Source organism: Sorangium sp. So ce327 (assembly GCF_051530205.1).
Taxonomy (GTDB): Bacteria; Myxococcota_A; Polyangia; order Polyangiales; family Polyangiaceae; genus Sorangium; species Sorangium cellulosum_B.
In genome coordinates, this window is sequence record NZ_CP150330.1 from 12574054 (window position 1) to 12599962 (window position 25909).

Sequence of the window (25909 nt, forward strand, 5' to 3'; positions counted from 1 at the left end):
GCACCGGGATAGCACGCGCGTCCTGCTCCGCTCGCGCGCTAGGTCGTCAGCACGCGCGCGAGCGCGCCGGCCGCGGCCGAGAGCAGCGCCTCGGGGATGGTGAGCGCCGGCGTCAGCGTCAGCGTCTCGCCGCGCACCCCGCCCGTGAGGACCAGGTACCCTTCGGCCAGCATCCCGCGCATGGCCCGGAGCCCCAGCTCGGCGCTCTCGAGCTCGACGCCGACCATGAGCCCCGCGCCCCGCACGTCGACGACGCCTGCCCTGCGCGGGAGCGCCTCTCGCAGCATCGCCTGGAAGCGAGCGCCCACGTCGCGCGAGCGCGCGGCCAGCCGGCCTTCGTCGAGGGCGTCGAGCGTCGCGAGCGCGGCGCTCGACGCGAGGGGCGATCCGGAGTGCGTCGAGGTGTGGACCACCTCGCCCTCGCGCGCCCACGCCCGCATGATCGGCTCGGGCGCCACGCACGCGGAGATGGGGAGCCCGCCGCCGAGCCCCTTGCCGAAGCAGAGGATATCGACCGGCGCCCCGAGCTCTCCTGTGCGCGTCATCGCCCCCGAACGACCGAGGCCGGTCCAGATCTCGTCCGCGATCACGAGCGCCCCGTGCCGGTGCGCCGCTTCGCAGACCGCGTAGAGGAACGCGTCGGGCGGGACGACGCAGCCGCCCCGCCCGAGGATCGGCTCGAGGAGGACCGCGCCGACGTCGCCCCCGCGCAGCGCGAGCTCGACGGCGTCGACCGAGCGCGCGGCGCCCGCCTCGTCGCGCGGGTAGGGCGCGAACGTCACGCGCCGGTTGAGCTGCTCCGCGAAGGGCGACCGGTAGCTCTCGCGCAGACCGCACGCCGCGAGCGGCGCGTACCCGAGCCCGTGGTACGCGCCCTCGAACGCGACGAGCCCCGGCCGTCCCGTCGAGAGCGCCGCCGTCTTGATGGCCGCGGTGATCGCGTCGCTGCCGCTCTGGCCGAGCAGCGCCATGGGCGAGGGCCCGGGGTGCAGCGCCGCGAGGCGCTCCAGCAGGGCGATCTTCACGTCGGCCGAGTACACGTCGCCGAGCGCGAGGGTCAGCCGCGACAGCTGCTCCTCCGCCGCGCGCCGCACCGGCGCCGCCGCGTGCCCGAGCAGCAGCGCGCCGAAGCCGGCGCACAGGTCGACGTAGCGGTTCCCGTCGACGTCGCAGACGTTCGCGCCGCGCCCGTGCGACAGCACGATCGGCAGCATGTCGGCGCCGCTCTTCTGTGCCCGCGCCTCGCGCCGCCGGCCGAACGCCGGGCACTCGACGCGCTCGAGGCGCTCGAGGGCGCTCCGCGACAGGGGACCAGGCGGCGGCGACAGGATCGCGGGCAGCTCCGCGCCGCTGCCCGCGTCCGGCGCCGCCGGCAGCGGCAGATCGCTGTTCGGCATCGTCCTTCCTCCGCCGGAACCTAGCGCGCCCGCGGGCGGCTGCTCAGGCGCACACCCGGTTTCTCCCGCTGTTCTTCGCGTGGTAGAGGCGCTCGTCCGCGCGCTTGATGAGGTCGTTCGCGGTGCGATCGCCCTCCTGGAGGAGCGCCACGCCGACGCTGATCGTCACGCGGATGCTGTCGGCCTGGAACACGAACAGGTGCTCCGCGACCTTTTGACGCAGGGTCTCGCCGAGGGCCGCCGCGCCCTCGATGGACGTCTCCGGCAGGATGATGGCGAACTCCTCGCCGCCGTAGCGCGCGAAGACCTCGTCGCGGCGAATGCGGCTCTGCACGATGCGCGCGACCTCCTTCAGCACGAAGTCGCCGGCCAGGTGGCCGTGGACGTCGTTGATGCGCTTGAAGTGGTCGATGTCGAACAGGAGGATCGCGAGGTCCCGCTCGTGGCGGCGGCCGCGGATGATCTCGCGCTCGAGCGCCTCGTAGAGGTAGCGCTTGTTGTGGATCTGCGTGAGACCATCGATGATGGTCATCCGGTAGATCTCTTCGTGGTATTGCGCCTCCACGTCGGCGCCGGAGAGGAACTTGAAGATCGTGGGGCCGATCTTCACCCGGTCTCCGTTCTTCAGCACCACCTCGCGGGAGATCTGCTCATCGTTGCAGTACGTCCCGTTGGTGCTCCCATCGTCGACGACCATCCAGGCGCTCGGCCGCTGCTCGAAATGGGCGTGCCTTCGTGACACGGAGTCGCCGTCGAGCACGATGTGGTTGTCCGCGCCGCGACCGACCCGCGTCGGGTTGTTCTCCAGCACGAACCGCTTGCCGAGCAGCGTGGGCTCCTTCGTGTAGATCACGACCAGGCAGTCGGTCGTGTTCTTGCTGCCGCCGCCCGGTGGGGGCTGGACCACCTGCGTTACACGAGTCTTTTCGTCGAAGTCACTCACGCGCGCTCAGCCCAACCCGTCGTGCGACCTAGCCTCGACATCGTTCGAGCTCTTCCCGAGACGGAACCTACCCGGGCGTGGCTCTTCGGTCGCGATGCAACGGTTCGATATGCCCTAGCTCGCCCAACGTCAAAGCGTACTGACATGCCCCGACTCCCGTCAAGACGGCCATCCGGGCGGAGCCGTCTTCAGTGCTTCCTCCGCCTTCCCGACCCGACAACGGCCTACGTCGCCCTCTGCGCTCCGTCGCGCTCGTTGCGCCCTTCCACGTTCTCGGCTTGTTCCCCGCACGCCGTCCGCGCCCCTCGCCGCCGTTTGCTGCCGCTCACGCCGCGCCGCACCGCCGGTGCTCGCCGATGCGCCTTGTGGGGCGCTGTGCGCTGCTATCGCAGTTGACGCCCCATCTCTTTCCTCTTGTGCAGCCCGAGCTGCCGAGGACGCGGGTCTCTCTATGCGTTTCCCGAGCGCGCCGCCACCCGTCCGGCGAGCGATTGAGCCGGCAAGGGAGAGAATGGTTTGCTGGAACACGATGTGTCTGTTCGCCTGGCATGTCCGCGTTCTGCGGGGACGAGGCTCTGTGAGTTCTGCCTCAAAACCAGGGCGCATCACAACGCTGAACTGAGCGAAGCGGAACGCAGCGGACCGGAACCGTACGAAGCGGAACGGAGCGAAGCGGCACGGAACGGAGCTGCACCGGAGCGGAACCGAGCGAAGCCGAGCAGAACGGCGTGAAGCGGCGCGGAGCCGAACCGAACGGAACGGAGCGGAACGGAGCGGAACCGAGTGCGCCGCGACCGCGCAGCGGCCCCGCCAGCGTGCCGGTTAGTTGACTTGGCACACAGGGTGCGTAGGATAGACCTGCGTCGCGGCGGAGACCTTCCCCCCCCAGGTCCGTCGCGGCGTTTTTCTTTTCAGGCTGCCGTGCCCATCTCCAGGCCGCGGCACGACGGCGCGCGAGAGGTGGACCCCGCGGTGGCGCGTCGGTCAGGCGAGCGACGACAGCGTCGCGCGCAGCTCGCCGCCGTCGAATACCCAGAGCTCGCCCGGTCGTCCCGTGGTCCAGGTCTCGTTCGCGGTGAGCGGGCTCGTCGCGACCACCGCGATCCGATCCTTCGGGGTCGTGACGGCCGAGAAGTCGACGCGGACATCGTCGTCCAGGAGCGTCGCGATGCCGAAGGGGGCCTTGCGGATGATGTGACAGAGCCGGGTTGCGCAGCGGGCGAAGAGGTGGCGCCCGTCGCCGAGCAGGAAGTTGAACGTGCCGTCCTGGCCGAGCTCGCCGCCGAGCGCCGCGACCGCCTCCCAGAGCTCGCTGGGCCGGCGCGGATAGCCGGGAAACGAGCTGCGGAGGCCCTCCAGCAGGTAACAGAAGGCGTGCTCGCTGTCGGTCGTTCCGATGGGGTTGAAGCGGCCCAGCGCGCGGCGCCGGACGCGAGGGAGCGTGCCGTTGTGCGCGAAGACCCAGTGGCGTCCCCAGAGCTCGCGCACGAACGGGTGCGTGTTGGCGAGAAGCACGTCGCCGCGGGTACGGCGCCGGATGTGGCCGATCGCGAGCAGCGTCTTGATGGGCGTCTCGCTGAGGAATCGCGCCAGCGGGCTCTCCGCGGCGGGGCTCGGATCGAGGAACACGCGCGCGGCGCGCCCCTCGAAGAACGCGAGGCCCCAACCGTCAGCGTGGGGACCGGTGCGGCCGCCCCGGTGCCGGAGGCCGTTGAACGAAAAGACGATGTCTGTGGGGACGTTGCACTCCATCCCGAGGAGCTCGCACATGCTCGCGGCTGGACCATATCACCTCGGGAGGGTGTCTGAGATCTCGACGGTGAGGCGCCGATGCGGCTTCTTCATCAGGGCCAGGCGGCGGCGCGGCCTCGCTCCTCGCCGCACGATCCTGGTCAGCGACGCGGCGCGATGCGCCGGCGCGGCGCGATACGCCGGCGCGGCGCGATGCGCCGGCGCAGCCTGGCGCCCGCCGCACGATCCGACGCCGCGGCGCGATGCGCGGCGTCAGCGATCCGGCTCGCCCTGGAGCGACGCGCGCGGGATGGAGTGGACGAGATCGATGACCGCCTTGACCGTATCGACCGGCGTCTCCGGGATGATGCCGTGGCCGAGGTTGAAGATGTGCCCGGCGCGCCCGCCGGCCTCCGCGAGCACCGCGCGCGCGCGGCGCTCGGCGACGGCGCGCGGCGCGCAGAGCAGCAGCGGATCGAGGTTGCCCTGCACCGCACGATCGTACCCGATGCGCTGCCACGCCTTGTCGAGCGGCGTGCGCCAGTCGACGCCGATGACCGTGCCGCCGGCGTCGCGCTGCGCCTCCAGGAGCGCCCCCGTGTTCGTGCCGAAGTGGATGACCGGGACCCCGGTCGCCTCGAGGTCGCGGAGGATGTGCCGCACGTGCGGCTGCACGTGCTCGCGGTAGTCGTCGATCGAGAGCGAGCCGACCCACGAGTCGAACAGCTGCACCGCCTGGGCGCCCGCGGCGACCTGGGCGCGCAGCAGGCGGCGGACGACCTCGGAGATCTTGCCCATCAGCGCCGACCACGCCTCGGGGTCGCTCCACATCAGCTGCTTCGTGAGCCGGTAGTCGCTCGACTTGCCCCCCTCGACCAGGTAGCTCGCCATGGTGAACGGCGCGCCGGCGAAGCCGATGAGCGGCGTCTTGCCGTCCAGCTCCTTGCGGATGAGGCGCACGGCGTCGAGCACGTAGCCGAGGCCCTCCTCGGGCTCGAACACCCGCAGCCGCTCGATGCCGGCCCGATCGCGCACGGGCTCGTGGATCACCGGGCCCTCGCCCTTCGCGAACTCGAAGGGGGCGCCCATCGGCTCGAGCGGCAGCAGGATGTCCGCGAAGAGGATCGCCGCGTCCATCCCGAGCCGCAGCGGCTGGAGCGTCACCTCGAGCGCGAGCTCGGGCGTCTTGCAGATCTCGAGGAGCGTGTACTTCTTCCTGAGCTCCCGGTACTCGGCCATGTACCGGCCGGCCTGGCGCATGAACCACACGGGCGTGACATCGGTCGGCTCTCGCCGGCAGGCGCGCAGGAAGCGATCGTGCATGGGAGGCTCCAGGAGGGGTCGACGGGACGCCGTCGGGACGCCCCTTCATGTCCGTTCAGCCATCGCCCGGCAATGGGTTTCAGCCCATCGCCCGAACGTGGGTCGCCGGGAGCGCGGCGCGGCCCGGCCCGAGGCGGCCCGGTCGAGGGGGCGGACCCAAGCGTCGGCTCCCCCGCCGTGTAGACTACGAGTCTATGGCGCGTCCCTCCAGACCTCCCGGCTTTGACATGACGTACAGGCCCGAGAAGCGCATCGCGTTCGGGCCGCCGCTGAAGGAGCGCCTCCCGGCGCTGCTTTACCTGACCTTCGCCCTCGGCGTCTCCGCGGTGATCTTCTACGGCCAGAACGCTCCCTCGAGCTCCCGGATCTTCCAGTACGTCGTCGAGGGCGATCGCCACCGGCTCGTCTCCTCCAGCGTGTGCGCCATCGTCCTGTGCGTGAGCGCGCTGGCGATGGTGCTGCGCGAGCAGATGCGGGGGGTCGTCGTGCACCCGGAAGGGATCGAGCTGCGCGAGCTGCTCACCTTCGGCGTGCCGCGCGTGCGGCGCTTCGCCTGGTCGCAGATCGACCGGATGGCGGTGCCCTCCGCGCAGGCGGGCGCCGGCGCCGCGGCCGCGGTCAGCGGGACCGTGCCGTCGAGCAACATCCGGCTCGATCTCTGGGATGGGTCCCGCACCTGGCTGCCGGACGTCGGAGACAGGATCGCGCTGTCGGTGATGCTGGAGCGGGTCGCCCTCGCGCGGGCGATCCCGATCGAGGGGGGGACCGGGCTGATGGACGATCTCGGGAACCCCCTTCAGGACGACGGCTGAACGCGCCGGGGTTCGGGGCGGAGCCCCGAGGGAACTAGCGCGCGCTCGCCCCGGCCTTCCGCTGCGCGAACTCCTCGCGCACGCCCTGCCGCAGCTCGGGATCGAGCAGGAGATCCGCGCACGTCATCGCCATGGCCTTGGCGGCGATCAGCATCGAGTCCTGGCCGGCGGGGCTCGCGGCGCGCGCGGCGAACGCGTGCTGGTGGCAGGTCGTCTCTCCCTTGCCGCAGATCGCGATCCACGGATGGATGGCGGGGAGCGCGTGGGACACGTCGCCCATGTCGGTCGAGCCGGTGCCGACGGCGGGGTCCATCTCGAGCGGCGAGCGGCCGAGGGCGCGCAGGTGCTCGCCAAAGCGGCGCGCCATCTTCCGGTTGTTGACCATGTTCTTGTAGCCGCCCTGATCGACGAGCGTGAGCTCGGCCCCGCTCGCCATGGCCGCGCCGCGGGCGCAGCGCTCCACGATCGCCCGCACGCGGGCGAGCTCCTCGGTGTCGAGGGCGCGGACCGAGAACTCGGCGACGGCGAGCTCCGGGATGATGTTGACCGCCTGACCGCCGTTCTTGATGAACCCGTGCACCCGGACGCCGTCGCGGAAGTGGACGCGCTGGCCGTCGATCAGCCGGAAGGTGTCGAGGCAGGCCGTGAGCGCGCTATTGCCGTCCCACGGCGCGAGCGCGGCGTGCGACGGCTTGCCGCGGAACTGGAGCTCGATCCAGGCGCTGGCCAGCGTGTCGTGCGCGAGCAGGTCGCGGTCGAACGGGTGGAACATCATCGCGGCGTCGACGCCCTCGAAGGCGCCCGCCTCGAGCAGCCTGATCTTGCCGCCTCCCCCCTCCTCGGCGGGCGTCCCGACCAGATCGATGGTGCCGGCCACGGCGTCCTTCTGCCGCGCCAGCGCGAGGAACGCGCCGAGCGCACCCGCCGCGATCAGGTTGTGCCCGCAAGCGTGGCCGATCTCCGGGAGCGCGTCGTACTCGGCGAGGATGGCGAGGTGGGGACCCCCGCCTCGCCCGATGCGCGCGCGGAGCGAGGTGGGCATGCCGGCGAGCCCCCGCTCGACCTGGATGCCGCGCTTCTCGACGGCCTCGGCGAGCCAGGCCGCGGCCCTGTGCTCCTCGAACCGGAGCTCGGGGTTCGCGTGGATGCGCGCGGCGATCTCGCGGAGGTCCGGGGAGAGGTCGTCGATGTCACGCTGGATGCGGCTCGGGTCGAGGTTCATAGGGGCGAGCGATACTACTCTGGATCCGCGCGCCTCGCCCGGGCCATGGTGGCGCTGGCGGAGGAGCTCCGCCGACGGCGCCCGGTGGTGACGCTCGCACGCTCGCGCCTTCGCACGCCGCGCCGCCACGCTTTCGGGACTTCTCACGGAGCCAGGACCCTCGAATGCACGGACCGCGCTGTTCTCCGCTCCTCTTCTTCTGGTTCTGCCCCTGCCTCGCGGCGGCGCTCGCGCTCGCTGCCTGCGACGCGCGCCCACGCGCGCGCCAGGAGGCCGGGCCGGCCGCCTCGAGCGCGAGCGCGGCGCCTCTGCCGGCCCAGGCCGCCCCGACGCAGGCCGGGCCCGCCCGCGTCGCGGTCGAGGCGAGGGCGATGGGCACGAGCCTGCTCCTCGCCGCCTACACGAGCGAGGCGATGGATGAGGCGGCGATCAGGGCCCGGCTGGACAAGGCGATCGCCGAGATCCGCAGGCTCGAGGGGCTCATGACGACCTGGCGGCCGGACAGCGAGCTGTCGCGGGTCAACGCGGCGGCCGGGAAGGGCGCGGTGGAGGTGAGCCCGGAGTCGCTCGCCGTGATCGAGAAGAGCCTCTGGATCAGCGAGCGCTCCGAGGGGGTCTTCGACGTCACCTTCGAGGCGATGCACGGGCTATGGAAGTTCGACGAGGACATCGACGACAACGTGCCGCGCAAGGAAGACGTCGAGCGGGCGCGCGCGCTCATCGATCACAGGCAGATCAAGATCGATCGCGCGCGGCGCACGGTGATGCTCGGGAAGCCCGGGATGCGGATGAGCCTCGGCGGGATCGCGAAGGGCTACGCCGTCGACGCCGCGGCGCGGGTGCTGCGCGGGGAGGGGCTGACGTCGTTCTTCGTGCAGGCCGGCGGTGACCTGTACATCGCCGGAAAGAAGCCGGACGGGTCGCCGTGGAGGGCAGGGGTGCGGGACCCGCGCGGCAAGGACGCGAACGACTACTTCGCCATGATCGAGGTGGAGGACCACGCCTTCTCCACGGCGGGCGACTACGAGCGGAGCTTCATCAAGGACGGCAGGCGCTATCACCACATCATCGATCCGCGGACGGGCTTCCCTGCGTCCGAGAGCCGGAGCGTGACCATCTGGGCAAAGGACGCGCTGACCGCGGACGCCATCGATGACGCGGTGTTCATCCTGGGCGCCGAGAAGGGGCTCGCGCTCGTCGAGTCGATCGAGGACTGCGGGGCGGTGATCGTCGACCGGAACAACAAGGTATGGGTGTCGAAGCGGCTGGAGGGCAAGGTCGAGGTGCTGCGGCAGCCGACCGACGGGCTGTAGTGGTCTCGGCGCTGAGGCCAGGTTTCGGGTGTTGCGCTTTGCGTGTGAGCCAATCGTGCTCTCGGGAGCTTGCGGCGTCCGCGCGCTCTCCGAGGAGCTTCGGCCATCAAACATCAAGGCGAATTCAATGTTGCAATTGCCATTCTCAGCGAGGGAGATGTCGATGCATCTGCTGAGTCGCTCGCGATGTGCGGCGTTTCAGCCTTCGAAGAGCTCGTCCAGTGTCCTGGCCGTCAGGATCCGCTCGGCCCATTCCGCGAGCCGCTCCCCGGACGCAGCAAAGACCTGCTCCCGCCTCGCCTCGGGAACCTCTCCGAACCGCGCCCGGAGCTGGCGCAGCAGCACGGCTCGCTGGCCCTCGTCGAGCCCGGCGCGCCGCCCCTCGTCGAGCCCGGCGCGCCGCCCCTCATCGAGCGCTGCCTTTCGCTCGCGGGCCTTGATGGCCTCGATCTCGGAATTGCCCTTGCGCTCCAGCGCGCGGACGACCTCACGCTCAGCCGCCGCGCCGTCAAGCAACGCGCGGACGGGGACCGGACGGACCAAGCACAGATCCTCGATCGTCGCGTCAGGCGCGAGCGGCACGAACCGCCCCTCGGCCGCCGACCACTCGGCGACCTCGTCGCGCTTGACGAAGATGGCGAAGACGCGGCGCACGCCCCGGGCGACGAGATCCTCGGCCTTCTCGCGCGCGTCTCGCATCGACTGCTCGTTGACGATCTCGAACGAGAGCTCCTCCAGATACCGGCGCCCCGTCGCCGGATCGGTCCCCGCCCTGCGGATGGAGAGGTCGGTGGCGAAATCCGAGCCCTCGGCGACGCGGGTGATGAGATCGGCCGCGCCGATGTAGCCGGGCCGAAGGTGCGGCGCGATCAGGAAATCCAGCCGCACCTGCTGCTCGGCGTGCGGCTCCAGCGCCGGCGCCGCGACGACCTTGCGCCCACGGATCAGCTCGTCGCGCGTCACCTCGGGCGCCACGAGGTGCTCATCGACGGCGGGGAAATGCGCCCGCTGAGGCTCCGCGGGCGGGAACCTCACCGCCGCGCCGCCCCGGGCGGCCGGGGCGAGCAGGAGCGCGGCGCCGGTCGGCTTGGGATCCATGCGGACAAGGCTAGCACGAAGGCGGTCGCACGAGCTTCACCAGCGGGCCAGCGCGCGCCGCGCGGCCGCTCCCAACGCGAGCAGAGCGCCCGCCGTCACCGCCGCTCGCCGCCCTCACCGCCCCTTGTAGACCGGCTTCCGCTTCTCGGCGAACGCGCGCAGCGCCTCCAGCCGATCCTCGCTGCGCAGCGTCTCGTCGTAGTGGACCCGCTCGATCTCGAGCCCGAGCGAGAGCGGCACGTCATAGCCGTCGTCGATCGCCCCGAGCGCCGCGGCCTGCGCGATGGGCGCGCCGCTCGCGATCGGCTCGATCCACGCGATCGCGTCGTCGACCACCGGCGTGCCCTCGGGCGACACCCGGTTCACGAGACCCCAGGCGAGCGCCTCGGGCGCGGTGAGCCTCCTGCCGAGCAGGATCATCTCCTTCGCCCGCGCCTCGCCGACGACCCGCGGCAGCCGCTGCGTGCCGCCCGCGCCCGGGATGATGCCGAGCGACGTCTCCGGCAGCGCGAGCTCGGCGTGCGGCGCCGCCACCCGGAGATCGCAGATCAGCGCCAGCTCCAGCCCCCCGCCGAACGCGACGCCGTTGATCGCCGCGATCACCGGCTTCGGGCTCCGCGCGAGCACCCCGAGGTCGGTCCGGTACAGGCCCACCTGGCGACGGACGTCGTCGGGGCTCATGCCCTGCCGCTCCTTGAGGTCGGCGCCGGCGCAGAACGCCTTGTCACCGGCGCCCGTGATCACGATCGCGCGCACCTCCGGGTCGTCCACGAGCTCGCGCCCGAGGCGGCCGAACGCGAGCAGCGCGTCCCGGGAGAGCGCGTTGCGGCGATCCGCCCGATCGATGGTGAGCACCGCGACCGCGCCACGCCGGTCGAGCTTCACGGGAGTGGCTTCCGACATGGATCCTGCCTAGCCGACCGCGGCGGAGCGGCAAAGAGGCTCGCTCACTTGGCGTCGGCCGCCTTCTTGGCCTTTGTGCTCGCCACCTCGAGCTTGCCCAGCCGCGCCCTGATCTCCGCGTTGTCGCGCCGCAGCGCCTCGAGCTCGTCCCGCAGCCGATCCAGCTCGCGCTTGCCCGCCCCGCCGAGATCGCGCAGGACCTCGCGGATCCGACGCCGCACCCGCCCGTCGAGATCGCGGTCGAGCTGCCGCTGGAGCGCGCCCCGCGCCCGGCCGTCGCCGAGATCGCCCAGCGCGCGCGCGACGTCGACCCGGAGGTACGGATCCGGCTGATCGAGGAGCTCCTCGAGGAGCTCGCGCGTCCGCCGATCGCTGGAGAGCTTCGGTAGCGCCATGATCGCCGCCCGCCGCCCCCGCGTAGGGACGCCGTAGCGCGTGCGGGCCGTCAGGTGCGGCACGGCGCGCTCGTCCCGCAGGTTGGCCAGCCCGTCGATCACGCCGCAGCGGATGACCTCGCCCCACGAGGGGCGATCCAGCAGATCGACCAGCGTCTCGAACCCCGAGCTCTGCCGCGTGGCCCCGAGCGCGCGCGCCGCCTCGGCCTGCACCAGGTAGCTCGCGTCGCGCAGGGCGAGCTTGCCGAGGACCTCCGCCGCCTTGGCCGAGCGGAAGCTGCCGAGCGCGCTCGCGACCGCCCGGCGCACCTTCGGGTGCTCCACGCCCGCGCTGCCCTCGAGCAGCGCGAACGCCGCGCTCGACTGGAGCGCGCCGAGCGCGGCCGCGGCGGCGGCGCGCACCCCCCAGAACTCGCTCGCGTCCGAGAGCGACTGCCCGAGCGCCCGCGCCGTCGGCGGGTCGTCGCGCCGAGAGAGCGGCTTCGCGGCGAGCATGCGGCCGCGCGCCGTGGGCGCGTGGGCGAGCTGCGCCCGCAGGAGATCGCCGGGCGCGTCCACCCGGACCTCGCCCAGGATCCTGAGGTCCGGATCCACCACCACGAGGCGAGGCCGCCGCGGGAGCGGGATGACGAAGGTGTGCGCCGCCTGATCCACGCGCCGCACCTCGCGCCGCGTCATCGAGCCCTTGCCCTCCGTGAAGCCGAAATCGAGCACCAGGTCGAACGCGAAGACGGGCGGCGTCGAGGCGTCCGGCTGGAGCGCGTGCTCCCGGCTGGGCTGCCCGGCCGCCTGCGCCTGCTTCACCGTCACGGTGCACTGGTCGCCCTCGATCTCGATCTTCACGTCGAGCTCGGGGTGCCCGGCGCGGAAGACCCACTGCTCGAAGAAGCGCTCCAGCGATTTGCCGCTCACGTCCTCGAGCGCGCGGGCGAGATCCCGTGTCTCCACGACCCCGCGCGCGTGGCGCGTCAGGTAGGTGCTCACCCCGCGCCAGAAGAGCTCGTCTCCGAGCTCCCGGCGGAGCAGGTGGAGCACGAGCCCGCCCTTCTCGTAGAGGTGTCGATCGAAGATGTCGAGCGGCGCTTCGTAGTCCTGACAGACGATGGGCCGCCGGTAACGCCCGCGCGCCTCGCCAAGGTACGAGTCGAGATCGGCCTTCAGGCCGTGATCGTACTCGTCGGCGCCGAGGTGGTGCTCCCGATAGACGTGCTCCATGAACGTCGCGAATCCCTCGTTGAGCCAGCCGTGCGACCAGTCGCGGCAGGTCACCAGATCGCCGAACCACTGGTGCGCGAGCTCGTGGGCGATGAGATCGTCCGACGAGATGTCGAGCGCCGCCCGCTCGTCGAGCAGGATGTGCTCGTACATCGTGGTGGCGGTCGTGTTCTCCATCCCTCCGAAGATGAAGTCGCTCACCACCACCTGCGCGTAGCGGCGGAAGGGATATTTGACGCCGAGCTTCTCGCTGAAGTGGCGGATCATGTCCGGCGTGCGCGCGAACGTGCGGCGGCCGTCCTCCTCGCGCCCCTTCGGCACGAAGTACGCGAGCGGGACGTCGAGCGCCGCGCCGTCGATGCGGGCGAACTCGCCCGCCACGAGCGTGAACAGGTAGCTCGGGTGAGGCTCGTCCAGCCGGTAGTGATAGACGCCCTCCTTCTGCGATCTCGCGTCGCCCTCGAGCTCGCCGTTCGACAGGCAGTACCAGCCCGGCGGCACCTGCGCGCGGAGCTCGGTCGTCTGCTTGATATGGGGCTTGTCGATGCACGGGAAGATGTGGCGCGCGTCCTCGTCCTGACACTGCGTCCAGACCTGGCGCGGGCGGTCGGGGACGTGCTCGTCCGGCTGGAGGAAGTAGATCCCCCGCCGCGGCGTCGCCCGGTACCGGACCAGGATCGACACCTCGGCCTCGTCGAGCGGCACGGCGACGCGGAGCGTCTCGCCGTCGTACGTGTGCTCGGCCGGCTGGAACGCGCCGCTCGCCGCCTTGCCCGCGCCGCGCTTGGGCTTCGCGGCGCGCCCGGCCCCGGCGCTGATCTCGACCGCCTCGAGGTCGAAGCCGATGGCGTCGAGCGCGATCTCGCGCGCGCCGGGGTCGACGCGGACCGCGTCGAGCCGCGCCGTGCCGCGGATCGAGCGCGCCTCGACGTCGAGGGCGAGATCGAGGGCGATGTGCCGGATCGTGAAGGGGCGCGAGCGCTCGTAGACGCGCCTCGTCCCGGCCAGCGTGAAGGGCCGCGACGCGGCGGCGAACTCGGACGACGACAGCACGGAGCCGCAGGCGCAGCGCGAGTGGAGCCGGTACTCGATGGACATCTCCGCGAAGTTTCCCCGCGCGGCGCCCGGCGCTGCAAGCAAGAACTCGTGCGCGGGGGCGGGCCGCCGGGCGGATCAGCCCGTCTTGAGGCCGTCGAGCACCTCGAGCGCCAGCTCGTACTTGCCGAGGGGCGGCATCAGGTAGGCCCCCTGCACCCGGTCGCGCACCGAGAAGAGCATCTCGCGGGCGATCTTCACCCCCTCCTTGCGCGCCTCGGGGCCGGCCGGGACCTTGCGCATGCGCTCGCGGATCTCCTCCGGGATCTGCATGCCGGGCACCTCGTTGTGGAGGAACTCGGCGTTCTTGTGGCTGACCAGCGGCAGCACGCCGACGAGCACCGGCATGCCCAGGTGCTCGATGCGCCGCAGCACCTTCTCGAGCAGATCCTGGTGGAAGATCGGCTGGGTCATGATGATGTCGGCGCCCGCCGCGCGCTTCCGTTCCAGACGCGCGATCTCCTTGTCGAGGTCCTGGGCGCCGGGCTCGAGCCCCGTGGCGAGCAGGAACGACGTCTTGCCGCCCGGGATCGGCTTGCCGGCCGGGTCGAGGCCGCGGTTCATCGTGCTCGCCATGTTGAGCAGCCCGATGGAGTCGAGGTCGTAGACGGCGGTCGCCTCCGGGTAGTCGCCGATCTTCGGCGGATCGCCCGTGATGATGACGAGGTTCTTGATGCCGATCGCGTGGGCGCCGAGCAGGTGCGCCATCTGGCCGATGAGGTTCCGGTCGCGGCCGCAGACGTGCAGGATCGGCTCGATGCCGTAGCGCTGGACCAGGAGCGAGCAGAAGGCGAGGTTCGTCATCCGCGCCGTGGCGCGCGGGCCGTCGGCGACGTTCACGACGTCGACGCCGCTGTCGATGAGCATCTTCGCGGCGCTCAGCGCGCTCTCGGGGTTCAGGCCTGGCGCCGGGTTCACCTCGACGGAGACCACGAACTTGCCGGCGGCGATCTTCGCCGCGAGGGGGCTCCGCTCGCCGAGCGGCGTGGGCTCGAGCCCCGTGGGCGCGTCCATCGTGATGTGCGGGCGCGCGGCGGCCTCGGGCGCGGCGCCGCCCCGGAGCATGCGGGCCGACTTGGCCATCCACCGGACGTGCTCCGGCGTGGTCCCGCAGCACCCGCCGATCATCGCCGCGCCGGCCTGGATCATGCGGCGGGCGAAGACGTCGAAGTACTCGGGCGTGGCCATGTAGAGCTGGCGGCCGTCGACCGTGCGGGGCAGGCCGGCGTTCGGCTGCACGCAGAGCGGGAGCCCCGCGGTCGCCATCCGCTCCGCCATGGCGAGCGACAGCTGCGGGCCGTCGCCGCAGTTGACGCCGAGCAGCTCGACCCCCCAGTCCCGCAGCGTCCGCGCGACGCGCTCCGGCTCGCTGCCGTCCGCCGCGACGCCGCTCGTGTCGAACGTCATCGACGCGAGGACCGGGAGCCCCGGCGCGGCCGCCCGCGCCGCGTCGATGGCGAGCTTGATCTCGTCAAGATGGCGAAATGTTTCAAGGATCAGGAGGTCGGCGCCGCCCTCGGCGAGCGCGCCGGCCTGCTCGGCGAACGTGGCGGACGCGGCGGCGAGGTCGTCGCGCGTGGCGACGCCGGGCACGAGCCCCGTCGGGCCGATCGAGCCGGCGACGTACGCGTCGCCGCCCGCGATCTCGCGCGCGAGGCGCGCGCCCGCGAGGTTGAAGTTGCGGACCTCGTTGACGAGCCCGTACCGCTCGAGCCGGAACCTGTTCGCGCCGAAGGTGTTCGTCTCGATGACGTTCGCGCCCGCCGCGACGTACTCGGCGTGGATCTTCTTCACGAGATCAGGGCGCGCGACGTTCAGCTGCTCGAAGTTCTGGGTGACGAACACCCCGCGCTCGTAGAGCAGCGAGCCCATCGCGCCGTCGAACACGAGGATCGAACGCCGGAGCGCGTCGAGGAATGGGGCCTCTGGTCTCGTGCGGGACATGGGGCGCATCGTAGGGGCGCTCCGGCTTCTCAGGAAGGGGGGCTCGACGCGGTTGACGGCGCGGCGCGGATCTCGGTAGGGCAGTTCTCGAGATGAGCACGCCCCGATGGCTTCAAGCATTCGCCCTGGCGGTCTCCGCCGCTGCTCCGCTCCTCGCCGCCCCTTCCGAGGCGCGCGCCTGGCATCCGCCGGTGCACCGCTCGGACGCAGGCGTGGATCTCTACCTGTGGAGCGCCCGTGATTTCGGAACCTCGCTCGCCGCCGTCCCGTTCGTGCAGTTCGAGCCGTCGCCGGATCTGTTCATCAACCTGAAGTTCCCGCTGGCGCTCTCGTTCGACGGTCCGGGGGACTTCGAGGATCTGGACCGCCAGTCGCGCGCCGCGCTCGGCAACCCGACGTTCACGCTCTACTACTCGGACATTGCCCGCAAGCTCACGTGGTACGCGGGCGGCCGCGCCGGGCTGCCGCTCGGCGCGGTCGACGGCTACGACTGGCACGTGGCCAGGGGCTTCAGCGCGTCGGCGATGGCCTATTACGATCTGCACCTCTGGGCGGCGAACGCGCTCCCGGTGGGCGGCCTGGGCGGCATCGAGTACCGCTTCGGGAGGTCCTTCGTGCTCCGGGCGGGCGGCGACCTCACGTTCTTCATCCCGGTGGGGGACGGCGTCCGGCGCGGGTTCATCGACGACTCCGACGATCTCGAGGCGGTGTTCCAGGCGAAGGTCGAGCCCGAGCTCCAGAGCCGCTCCGGCTTCGGCGGCGGCGTGGCGCTCCAGACGGTGTGGGTGCCGTCGTCGGTCTACGACGATCAGGGGCAGGTCTCGCTGCTGCCGTATTTCGTGTACGACAGCCAGAAGACCTTCTTCATGCGGGCCGGCCTGCTCCTCGCGCTGGACAGGCCGCTCGGGCCCGCGTTCGACCGGGGGCGGGTGACGTCGCTCTATCTGCAGTTCGGCGGGCACCTCGACTAGTGTGCCGGGCGGTTCGAGAGAGCGAGAGATGAGCCGGACATGACCCGTCGCCGTGCCATCGCCTGGGGCGCCGCCGCCGTCGGCGTGCTGGCCCTCGTGCTCGTCTGGCTCAAGCTCAACCAGTTCCCGCCGGACACGACGCCCGAGGGCGCCTATCTCCGCATCGCGTACAGCATCGGCGTCAGCGATCCGCGCGCGTGCTTCTCGTACCTCGAGGACCGGGCGCAGCACGCGGCGTACACCATCCGCGACTACCGGCGGAAGGCGAGCGAGCGGATCGAGGCGAGCTACCCGGAGCCGGAGCGCGCGCGCCTGCTGGAGCAGTACCGCGCGCACGCGATGGCCGAGGACGGGGCGGACGTGTGGGTCGACATGGCCACGAAGCAGGGCTTCATCGCGCGCCTCCGGCGCGACCTGTCCGGCATCGGGAAGGTGGAGGTGACGGGCGAGCGGGCCACGGTCGAGACGGCGCGCGGCACGCGGTACCCGTTCCGGCGGCGAGACAACGGCATCTGGGGGCTCACGCTGTTCACCGCGGACCTCGTGGCCGAGGCCGAGCGGGCCGCGCGGGACTGGGACGTCGTGGAGAAGGCCGCGCTCGACTACGAGCGGGGGCGGTGAGCGAGGTCAGCGGACGAGGCGGCCGATCACGTGGGGCCGCGCGCCGGTCTGCGGGAAGTACGCGGAGCCCGACGTGAGGCTCCAGCTGTACCCGGTGAGGTCCCCGGCGTTCGCCCGGCCCTGGGAGACTGCATAAAGACGCATGGTGCCCCTGCCCGCCCCCCCGTCCGTGCTCCCGCCGCGGCACGGCTTGGTGGGATCGGCCGGCACCCATCGCGTGTCGCCCGTGCTCGGGTCCGTGGCGCACCCGTGGGCGGTGCTCGTCGAGTCGATGACCCGGAGCGAATACTGGGTCGTGCCGGAGACGACGGGCTCGGCCGGCGCGATGGCGGTCGGGGACGCGTCGACGATCGCCGTGTGTCCCGAGCCGCCGTCCGTGTAGTTGATGACCAGCAGATCGCCAGGCAGAATGTCGCCGATCTTCGAGATCCGCTTGAAGTGGTTCCCAGCCACGACCTGACCGTACAGGCTCGTGGAGGTCGGGCTCGTGGAGCCCCACCAGCCGCGGAGGATCGAGGTCGTCAGCGTGGGATCCTCATGCAAGAGGGACAGGGTGAACAGCGTTGCGCCCTGCGTGGTCCCGGTGAAGCTCACCCAATCGATGCTGCTCGGCGTCCCGAACCTGTTGGTGTCGGCGCTGTCGAGCACGAACGGCTTGTCGGCGGCACGCTCGACGAAAGCGCGGGCTCCCACGAGGTGAGCCGGCAGAACCTCTTTCACCTGGAAGACGTGAGCGGCGCCTGCGCCCTCGCCGCGAACTCCATCGGCCCATGTGCCGGCGATCAGCGTGTCTCCCGAGAGCGCTACACGAACATCCCACGTGTTCCACGTGGAGCTCTCGACCTTGCTCTGCGGCGTCCATACGCCGCCGGTCCTGGCGAAGATCCTCGGTCCCAGCCCGCCGTCGTGGCTTCCGCCGAGGATCAACCTGTCCCCGGACACGGCGACGCTGGCGCTGCGACCCCAGCCGCCATAGTCCGGCGTGTCGACGTCGTTGCGGTAGAGCATGGCCTGCTGGGTCCACGCGCCCTCGCTGCGCGCGAAGACCACGGCGGCCGTCCTGTCGGGGCCGCGCTCATCGTAGACGGTGGTGCCGATCGCCAGCGTCTCCGCGCTCAACGAGAGCGAGGCGCCGAACCTGTAGTGCGGTGTCGCTCCGATCGGCGGGTAAAGAATGGCTTGTTCGGACCAGGTGTTGCCGGCACGGGCAAATACGTGAACCTGGCACGGACGATCCCAGCCCGAATTGAAGTCAACCCCATCATCGCATTCTCCCCCCATGGCCGCGGTGTCGCCGTCCAGGGCGACGGTCGAGCCTTGGTCGAAGGTGTCGGTGCTGGGGACGAGCTTGGCCTGCTGCGCCCACGCGGCCCCGCTCCGGGCGAAGATGTATGCAGCGCCGGGGCCATCAACCGTCGGGCCGCTATCGTAGGGCGCCCCGACCATGATCGTGCTGCCTGATACGGCGACGGCATATCCGAACCAGTTGTCGCGGCGCGGGTTGTCCTGCGCGACGAGCTTTTGCTGCTCGTGCCACACGTCGCCGCTGCGCGCGAACACGTACGCAGCGCCGTGATTCGCCGGGTAAGAGAAGGTCCCGACGACGATCGTATCCCCGTCGATGGCGACGGACGCGCCGAAGCGATCGCCCGGCAGACCATCGCTGGGCGCGAGCACGGCCGCCTGGGTCCACGACGCGCCGCTGCGCACGAACACGTAAGCTGCTTCGGCGTCCAGGCTGCCGACCACCGCGGTGTTCCCCGAGATGGCCACGGACCACCCGAAAGCGTCGTCGCTCGCAGCGTTGCTGGCGTAGAGCACGTGTTGCTCGGTGGCGATGAGCGGGTCGACCTCGAGCGGATAGGCCGCGCCGGTGTCGTCCACCACGATCGAGAGGCTCGCGTCGCTCAGCTTGATCTCCGCCGGAAGCACGCTCCCGCGCGCGTCCTGAACGACGAGATCGGCATACCGCAGCACGGCCGCGCCGGCCTCGTCCAAGAGCTCCACCGACTGGCCGTCCTCCGATAGCTCCGGCGAGAGATCGCCCCCGAGCGCGATCTCGAGCTCCACCTTGCCTTCGCCGTCGCGACGGCATGGAGGCGGCGAATCCAGGGAGAAGCCCTGCTCCAGCCCGAGGGGGCCGTTCAGGTACCACTCCGTGACGCTCAGGCCCGCGGACGGGGCTAGGTGCCTGAGCTCGACGCGGTTGTCTGATCCGCGCGGCTCGGCCGCGACGTCCAGGGGGACGAGCGCCCCCTCGCAGCCATAACGCGCGAGCTTCATCGTGATTCGCCCCGCGCTCACCGAGCCCTCGCGGGTCACGGCGACGCCGGCCGACGTGAACTCGGAGACGAGGCCGTGCGCCGGATTCAGAGCGCTCACCCCGGCGCGCGCGCCCGCTGTGTTATGGCTTACATTGTACGCAGAAGACGCCTGTCTCTGAACTGTCGCGATGAACGCCGCGCGGCGCTCCAGGGACGCGGCGTCGGGCCCCTGCTGCCCGTGAGGCCGAGTTTCCTCGGCGCCGTCCGTGCTCGCTGGATCAACCTCCGCGCTGCACGACGTGACGGCGGTGATGCAAAACCAGAGTGCATGAATGGATGTTCTATGACGCGGCATGTGGCTCTCCCTGTCGGTGGTAAACCCTGACGGACCGGCGACGTGTGCGGCGCCGGAGCCAATGACCCGAGCTTGGATTGGAAGGCGGTCCACAGCGGCTCGCTGCTGCCGAGCGCCTTGCGGAGCCCCCCAGCGCACGAGCGCACGCGGATGATTAGGTCACGTGAAGGACAGTCCCGTCCTTATTTGCCGTTCTCATCGTCCGCTTCGGTTTCGCGCGTGTCAAGGAGGGCGAGCATCGATGGCGTCGAGGGAGAGCGATGCCTCGATAGGATGTGGTGTGAAGGTGGATCCTTCAATGCGTGGATGTCAGGCCGCCGCCGCACGGAATGCGACATGTCGACAGGACGGATAACGACATCCCGAGCGGGACGGTGCGGGTGAGGAGCTCAGCGGGCAGCGCCGCCGAGGCGCGCTCAGGCTACGACCCGCTCCAGCTTGAAGTCGAGGACGGCTCGAATCGCATCGTAGTCCTCGTCGGCTGTCAGGACGGTGGCGCCGAGAGAACGTGCCGAGAGCGCGATCAACACGTCATTGACCAGCGAGGCTCGGTGCACCTCACGCCCCGCCTCGCGGAGCCGCCGCAACGTTCGTCCGGCATGGTCGAAGACCTCGGCGTCCGGGGCGACGATCCGCCCGACGCCCCTGTACGCGCGGCAGAGATGATCGACGGCCCGCCGCGCCGGGAGGGTCGTGGCGCCGGCGCGGAGCTCCATCTGCACGACGGCGGAGAGATACCGGACGAGTCCCGGCCCTATCATCAGGTCCTCGTGGATCCCCCGGTTCAGCCAGCCGATGTACAGGTTCGTATCGAGGAGGACCTTCCGGAGGATCATCGAAGCGTATCGTCGAAGCCGCCGACCGCCTTGACGCGCCGGTGGACCTTCAGGATCGGCTCCTCGCCGAGGACGAGATCGAGCGCCCGCTCGATCGTCTCCTGCTCCGTCTTCGCACCGAGGAGCTTTTTGGCTCGATCAATCTTGGACTGATCCAGCTTGAGGTGCTTGTGCCGCATCATGTTCATGCTTCAGGCTAGCGTGAACATCCTCGGCCCTCCAGCGCGCTGGCTTCAAGCCCTTCCATAGGATTGCCCGCTCGGCATTCCGGAGCTTCCAGCGGGAGGCCAAGCCGCGCGAGGATCCCCCTCACCATCGCTGGCTCGGTCACAGCACCTGAAAGCGGCACCCTGCCGCCACAACCCGTCAGTACCGGAGAGCAGAGGCTCTCCCAGCCGCGCTCCTGGAGCGCCTCCTCGAGCGGGTCGAGGAAGCGGTTCGCGTGCTCGTGGATCCGTCCGACCCCGATCTGCAGGATCGGTTGACCACTCCGGACACGCCCTTGATACGCCGGAGTGGGTCAGAGTTTCGCTTGAACCAGCGGATCGCCGGGCGGTGTGGAGCCGGACCTGAAGGAAGTGGACTCTTCGGTCCCGTTCGGCTGACAAGCCGAGAGAAGACGGCGTGCCCCCGGGCGATGCGGTCGAAGGCAATCATGAGGGGCCGAAGCCAGTCCTCGCGCAGGGTGGGAATGCAGTCATACCAGTAGAGCCCCTAAGGGGATCCCTTAGGTGGCACCCCGCCCGTCGGTACTGGCCTCGCCGATTATCTCGACGGGTCCGCCGGGCAGGACCTGATCTACGGGATGGAGGCCAACGACACGCTGCTCGGATCATCGCCAGTAATTATGATTACATCCGCGTCGAGGGCCGCCGACCCTGATCGATGGGGCATCGTTCCGTCAGCCGAACGACAGCGTGCCGCTTGGAACGACGGTGAACGCGCTCACCGCGTGCGGCACCGGCATTCGATGGTGACGGCGCGCGGCGCCCCGCGGTCGGGCACGTCGCGCCGCGGGGCGCCTTCGTAGACGTTGCGCAGAACCGGCGCAATTTGCGTCGTGACAGCCCAACCTGCGCCGCGTCGACCAGTCGTCCTCGCACGAAGGGCTTCGAATCTACGCCATGGCAGCCGGCGCGCGCCTTGCTTGAGGCGACGGCGACCGGCGCGAAGCAGGTCACAGCGCAGGCGCACGCCGGATGATCGTCATCTCCCAGGAGGCCATATCATGAGCCATCGGCATCATTCCATTCTTCGCCCCATCGTCTCCGCGCTCGGCGCGTGCGCCGTCGCCTTCTCGCTCGCGGCCTGTGTGGCCGACGCCCCGTCCGACCTCGAGGGGCAGGATGCCCCGTCCGACCTCGAGGGGCAGGACGCGTCGGAGCTCGAAGTCGCCGCGCTGCCTCTGTCCCCCCCGCCTTCGACGGGCTGCGGGGGCTCCCACACCTGCTGCCTCTCCGCCTGCGGTGGGCATCTCTACGAATGCAACCGCGGCTGCCGCGAAGATATGGATCCAGGGCCGGGCCGCGCGGATTGCATCAGCTGGTGTCACGATAACTACAGCAACTGCCTCGAGGCTTGCGACCGTACTCACATCTATCCGCCCCCGTGGTGATGGGCTGACCGCCTGCCCCCACGTCATAGACGTCCAAGCCGCAGGACACGGATGTTGTCCACGTCTGTAGTCAAGCGGACCTGCGATCGCGGGCATTCCCGAGCACAAAAGTGTACAACATCTATGTCCGGGGGCTTGGACGTCCGGACGCTCTGAAGAATCGGACTCAAGCGCTCTCCTCACCGCCCCACCGTGGGGCGCTGGCCCAGCAGCGCGCGGGCTCAGGGATGGTACGAGTTCGTCTGCCGCCTCGCTGAGGTCAAGATCGAGCGGCAGTGGGCGTCGCTGGAGGCGGACGTGTCGACCTCGCCGCGAAGCAGGCCCGGCTCCGCGAGCTCTACCTCGGGCAGAGGTACGACGGCCCGCTGGGCGTCGTGCACGGGGACTCCTTCCCGGGGAATGTATTCCTATGCGCTCAGGTCGTGTGATCTGTACTCCGGCGCGGATGGCTTGCGGCAGGATGGTCACTACAGGTGGGCCGTGGATCTCCTGAACACGGAGCCCTACCGGCGGGCGCATGGCGTAGCCTCGCGGGGCCGCGGCGTGCGCTACCTGCCGCTCACCCGTTCCGGACCCGACTCAGCGCCTCGTCGACCGACAGCAGCACCTGCTCCCACTCGTCGAGCGCGTTGGGCCAGTGCGGCGAGAAGCGCAGCACGCCGTCCGGGATGGCGCAGGCGATCCCGAGGCGGGTGAGCTCGCGGTACAGCTCGACCACCGGGGCGCCGCCCGGCGGCCTCACCCCGAGCGAGCAACCCCGCAGCGCCGGATCTCCCGGGCGCAGGCTCTCCCATCCGCGCTCCCGGAGCGCCTCCTCGAGCGGGTCGAGGAACCGGTTCGCATGCTCGTGGATGCGCTCGACGCCGATCTGCAGGATCAGATCCACCGCCGCCTCGAGCCCGGCGAAGCCCGCGGCGTTGAGGTTGCCGCCCTCGACGAAGTCGGCGCGCTGCCGGATCGGCCGGTCGTACCGGAGCTTGCCCGGGCCCTGGAGCAGGAAGCTCACGGCGTCCTCGTGGCTCAGCCAGCCCGCCACCGCGGGCCGCAGCGACGGCAGGCGCTCGCGGCGGACGTAGAGGAAGCCCGTGCCCTCCAGCCCCATCAGCCACTTGTGGCCGCCGCACGCGAGGTAATCGACCCCGGCCGCCTCGACGTCCACCGGCGTCGCGCCGACCGCCTGCACGGCGTCCACGCAGAGCTCGGCGCCGTGCGCGCGGCAGAGCGCGCCGATCGCCGCGAGCGGCATCCTGAGCCCGGTCTGGAACTGCACAGCGCTCACCGCGACGAGCCGCGCCCCGCGCTCGAGCTCGCCCTCCAGCTGGGCGAGGCCCGAGCCGCTGCCGTCCGCGAAGCCGCCGAGCGGCAGGAAGACGACCTCCAGGCCGAAGATCTCGGCCGCGCGCTGCCACGGGGTCACGTTCGCCGGGAACTCCCCGTCGAAGAGGATCACCCGGTCCCGCGGCCGCCAGGGGAGGCACAGCGCGATGTCCGTGAGCCCGCGCGTCGTGCTCTGGACCAGGGCGATGTCCTCGCCCTCGGCGCCGATGAGCCGGCCGAGCTTCTCCCGCAGGCGGAGCCGCTGCGCGTACCAGGCCGGGAACGCGGCCGCCCCCTGCGCGGCGTAGTCGTCGAGCAGCGCCATCATCGCGAGGCGCACCGGCCGCGACGGCGGCGAGATGCCCGCGTGGTTCACGTAGACGAGCGGCGTGAGGTGCGGGAACAGGCCGCGATCGCCGAGCTTCGCGGTGAACGCCCGATCCCTATCGATTTCGGCGGTGTGTCGCATCGGCTGGCTTCCCCCGGCGCTCCCCGCGGACCTTGGCGAGGTAGCGCGGCGGCGCCCCCTTGCCGGCCGCCGGCGGCACGAGGCAGTGCGGCTTCGTGCCGATGAGATCCCCGCGGCCCGCCTTGATCAAGGCCTCCCGCGCCTCGTCGTGGTGCGCCGGGTCCCAGTAGAGGAGCAGCGCCTTCTGGAGCTTCTTCTCGCGCAGGTCCTTGGCCGTGTACACAGGCTCCCGCGTGAGCGGGTCGATCCCCGTGTGGTACATGCAGGCCGCCATCGACATCGGCGTCGGGATGAAATCCTGCACCTGGCGCGGCCTCATCCCGCTCTTCTTCAGGTAGATGGCGAGGTCGACCATGTCCCGCAGCGTCGAGCCGGGGTGCCCCGAGATGAAGTAGGGCACGAGGAACTGGTTCTTGCCGGCCTCCTCGCTCGCGCACCGGAACTGCTCGGCGAAGCGCTCGTAGCTCTCGATGCCCGGCTTCTTCATCTTGTCGAGCACGTCCTTCTTGTTGTGCTCCGGGGCGACCGAGAGCTGGCCCCCGTGTGGTGCGCGGCCAGCTCCTCGATGAACTCGGGCGACCGCTCCGCGAGGTCGTAGCGCACGCCGGAGGCGATGAAGACCTTCTTGATCCCCTGCTCCTCGCGCACCGCCTTCATCAGCTTGAGCAGCGGGCCGTGGTCGGTGTTCAGGTTCTCGCAGACCTCCGGGAAGACGCACGAGAGCCGCCGGCAGGCGTTCTCGATCGCCTCGTCCTTGCACCGCATCTGGTACATGTTCGCGGTCGGCCCGCCGAGGTCGCTGAGCACGCCGCGGAAGCCGTCCATGCGCCGCAGCGCCCGCACCTCGCGCAGGATGCTGTCGGCCGAGCGCGACTGGATGACCCGGCCCTCGTGCTCGGTGATCGAGCAGAACGTGCAGCCGCCGAAGCAGCCGCGCATCGTGACGACCGAGTGCTTCACCGTCTCGTACGCGGGGATCGGCGCGTCGTACGACCAGTGCGGCACCCGCGTGAACGGCAGGTCGTAGAGCGCGTCCATCTGGCCCGTCTCCAGCGGGAACGCGGGCGGGTTGAAGTACACCGCCTCGGCGCCGTGCGCCTGGAGCAGCGGCCGGGCGTTGCCGGGGTTCGTCTCGAACTGGAAGGCGCGCGACATCTCCGCGAAGGCGCCCTTGTCCGCGGCCACCTGCTCGTAGCTCGGGAGGATCACCGCCTTGCCGTCGGCGACGTAGCGCGAGCCCTCGGTGTGCTCCCACTCGCCCTTGCGCAGCGGGACGGCGGTGCCCCTGACGTCGCGGATCGACCGGACGGGCTCGCCGCGCCGGAGGCGATCGGCGACCTCCCAGACGGCCTTCTCGCCCATGCCGAAGATGAGCATGTCGGCCTTGGCGTCGAGCAGGACCGAGCGGCGGACCTGGTCGGACCAGTAGTCGTAGTGCGCGATGCGCCGGAGCGACGCCTCGATGCCGCCGAGGACGATGGGGACGCCGGGGAACGCCTGGCGGCAGAGGTTCGCGTAGACGATCGAGGCCCGGTTGGGGCGGAGGCCCACCTGCCCGCCCGGCGAGTACTGGTCCTCGCTGCGGACCTTCTTCTGCGCGGTGAGCTTGTTCAGCATCGAGTCGAGGTTGCCGGCGGTGACCCCGACCATGAGCCGGGGTACGCCCATCCGCAGGAGGTCGCTCGTGTCCTGGTAGCGGGGCTGGGAGACGATGCCGACCCGGAAGCCGCGCCCCTCGAGGAAGCGGCCGATGATCGCGGCGCCGAACGCGGGGTGGTCGACGTAGGCGTCGCCGTTGACGAGCAGGATGTCGAGCGCGTCCCAGCCCCGCGCGCGCATCTCCTCCCGGGTCGTCGGCAGGAAGGCGGTCAGGTCGCGGGGGGCGGCGCCGGCGCTTCGGCGGAGCTGGGTGAGGGGCACGGCGCCGTCACCCTACGGGCCGGGAGAGCGGGCGGCAAGGGGGCGGCCCCGGCGGCGGGCGAGGTGCCCGCGTGACCGCGTGACGGCGCCGGGCAAGCCCCGCGGGGCCGCGGCCGAGGCCGGCGCGCGGGGGGCCGGCGGGAGGGCGCA

The 25909-nt window shown here is 71.0% G+C and carries 18 protein-coding genes and 2 pseudogenes; 6 read left to right on the forward strand and 14 right to left on the reverse strand.

Features of this window, described 5'->3' with window-relative positions:
* Positions 1-38: 38 nt before the first annotated feature.
* From WME95_RS47125 to hemE, 4 genes are all read right to left on the reverse strand, one after another.
* On the reverse strand, positions 39-1397 hold the full coding sequence (locus WME95_RS47125; protein ID WP_437547496.1) for an aspartate aminotransferase family protein: 1359 nt from the start codon (positions 1395-1397) through the stop codon (positions 39-41).
* Between the two features lie 43 nt (positions 1398-1440).
* Positions 1441-2340 carry a GGDEF domain-containing protein gene (locus WME95_RS47130; protein WP_012241235.1) on the reverse strand — a complete coding sequence of 300 codons (900 nt, stop codon included), beginning with the start codon at positions 2338-2340 and terminating at the stop codon, positions 1441-1443.
* Between the two features lie 984 nt (positions 2341-3324).
* Positions 3325-4110, reverse strand: a complete 786-nt coding sequence (locus WME95_RS47135) for a class II glutamine amidotransferase (protein WP_437905722.1) — start codon at positions 4108-4110, stop codon at positions 3325-3327.
* A gap of 234 nt (positions 4111-4344) precedes the next feature.
* Positions 4345-5394 carry a uroporphyrinogen decarboxylase gene (gene hemE, locus WME95_RS47140; RefSeq protein WP_437547498.1) on the reverse strand — a complete coding sequence of 350 codons (1050 nt, stop codon included), beginning with the start codon at positions 5392-5394 and terminating at the stop codon, positions 4345-4347.
* Positions 5395-5621: 227 nt separating this feature from the next.
* On the opposite strand from hemE, the gene WME95_RS47145 reads away from it, so the two are divergent.
* On the forward strand, positions 5622-6206 hold the full coding sequence (locus WME95_RS47145; RefSeq protein ID WP_437905723.1) for a hypothetical protein: 585 nt from the start codon (positions 5622-5624) through the stop codon (positions 6204-6206).
* A gap of 34 nt (positions 6207-6240) precedes the next feature.
* On the opposite strand, the gene WME95_RS47150 is transcribed toward WME95_RS47145, so the two are convergent.
* Positions 6241-7428, reverse strand: coding sequence for an amidohydrolase (locus WME95_RS47150; protein WP_437547500.1), 1188 nt, complete (start codon positions 7426-7428; stop codon positions 6241-6243).
* A gap of 164 nt (positions 7429-7592) precedes the next feature.
* Between WME95_RS47150 and WME95_RS47155 the strand changes: the two genes are divergently transcribed.
* A complete protein-coding gene (locus tag WME95_RS47155) occupies positions 7593-8741 on the forward strand; it encodes an FAD:protein FMN transferase (protein WP_437905724.1) in 1149 nt (382 codons plus the stop codon).
* A 198-nt stretch (positions 8742-8939) separates the two neighbouring features.
* On the opposite strand, the gene WME95_RS47160 is transcribed toward WME95_RS47155, so the two are convergent.
* From WME95_RS47160 to WME95_RS47175, 4 genes are all read right to left on the reverse strand, one after another.
* Positions 8940-9839: a DUF4351 domain-containing protein gene (locus WME95_RS47160; RefSeq protein ID WP_437905725.1), complete on the reverse strand. Its 900-nt coding sequence runs from the start codon at positions 9837-9839 to the stop codon at positions 8940-8942.
* A gap of 114 nt (positions 9840-9953) precedes the next feature.
* Positions 9954-10742, reverse strand: coding sequence for an enoyl-CoA hydratase-related protein (locus WME95_RS47165; protein WP_012241241.1), 789 nt, complete (start codon positions 10740-10742; stop codon positions 9954-9956).
* A gap of 44 nt (positions 10743-10786) precedes the next feature.
* Entirely contained in the window at positions 10787-13492 is a 2706-nt protein-coding gene (locus WME95_RS47170) for a M1 family aminopeptidase (protein ID WP_437905726.1), read from the reverse strand.
* Positions 13493-13525: 33 nt separating this feature from the next.
* Positions 13526-15391: a bifunctional homocysteine S-methyltransferase/methylenetetrahydrofolate reductase gene (locus tag WME95_RS47175; protein WP_437905727.1), complete on the reverse strand. Its 1866-nt coding sequence runs from the start codon at positions 15389-15391 to the stop codon at positions 13526-13528.
* Positions 15392-15483: 92 nt separating this feature from the next.
* Between WME95_RS47175 and WME95_RS47180 the strand changes: the two genes are divergently transcribed.
* Both WME95_RS47180 and WME95_RS47185 read left to right on the forward strand, forming a co-directional pair.
* Positions 15484-16362 (forward strand): hypothetical protein, encoded by an 879-nt coding sequence (locus WME95_RS47180; protein WP_437905728.1) that lies wholly within the window; start codon positions 15484-15486, stop codon positions 16360-16362.
* 39 nt (positions 16363-16401) lie between these two features.
* Complete coding sequence (locus WME95_RS47185) at positions 16402-16983, forward strand: hypothetical protein (protein ID WP_437547506.1); 582 nt, start codon at positions 16402-16404, stop codon at positions 16981-16983.
* A gap of 6 nt (positions 16984-16989) precedes the next feature.
* Here WME95_RS47185 and WME95_RS47190 read toward each other — a convergent pair whose 3' ends face one another.
* The 3 genes from WME95_RS47190 to WME95_RS47200 all read right to left on the reverse strand — a co-directional run bounded on the left by WME95_RS47190 (position 16990) and on the right by WME95_RS47200 (position 20626).
* The gene (locus WME95_RS47190) at positions 16990-19365 is read right to left on the reverse strand and encodes a hypothetical protein (RefSeq protein ID WP_437905729.1); all 2376 of its coding nucleotides are present in this window, start codon (positions 19363-19365) and stop codon (positions 16990-16992) included.
* Positions 19366-20018: 653 nt separating this feature from the next.
* On the reverse strand, positions 20019-20438 hold the full coding sequence (locus WME95_RS47195; RefSeq protein ID WP_437905730.1) for a type II toxin-antitoxin system VapC family toxin: 420 nt from the start codon (positions 20436-20438) through the stop codon (positions 20019-20021).
* Positions 20435-20626, reverse strand: a complete 192-nt coding sequence (locus WME95_RS47200) for a hypothetical protein (RefSeq protein ID WP_437905731.1) — start codon at positions 20624-20626, stop codon at positions 20435-20437. The genes WME95_RS47195 and WME95_RS47200 overlap by 4 nt, the downstream gene beginning before the upstream one ends.
* A 572-nt stretch (positions 20627-21198) precedes the next feature.
* Here WME95_RS47200 and WME95_RS47205 point away from each other — a divergent pair.
* Positions 21199-21468 (forward strand): annotated as a pseudogene (locus tag WME95_RS47205) (hypothetical protein); the annotation flags it as partial.
* Positions 21469-21666: 198 nt separating this feature from the next.
* Positions 21667-22053 carry a hypothetical protein gene (locus tag WME95_RS47210; protein WP_437905732.1) on the forward strand — a complete coding sequence of 129 codons (387 nt, stop codon included), beginning with the start codon at positions 21667-21669 and terminating at the stop codon, positions 22051-22053.
* 559 nt (positions 22054-22612) lie between these two features.
* Here WME95_RS47210 and WME95_RS47215 read toward each other — a convergent pair.
* The gene (locus WME95_RS47215) at positions 22613-23839 is read right to left on the reverse strand and encodes an aminotransferase class V-fold PLP-dependent enzyme (protein WP_437905733.1); all 1227 of its coding nucleotides are present in this window, start codon (positions 23837-23839) and stop codon (positions 22613-22615) included.
* Positions 23814-25759: pseudogene (locus WME95_RS47220) on the reverse strand (YgiQ family radical SAM protein). Before WME95_RS47220 ends, WME95_RS47215 begins: the two are co-directional and overlap by 26 nt.
* Positions 25760-25909 lie beyond the last annotated feature (150 nt).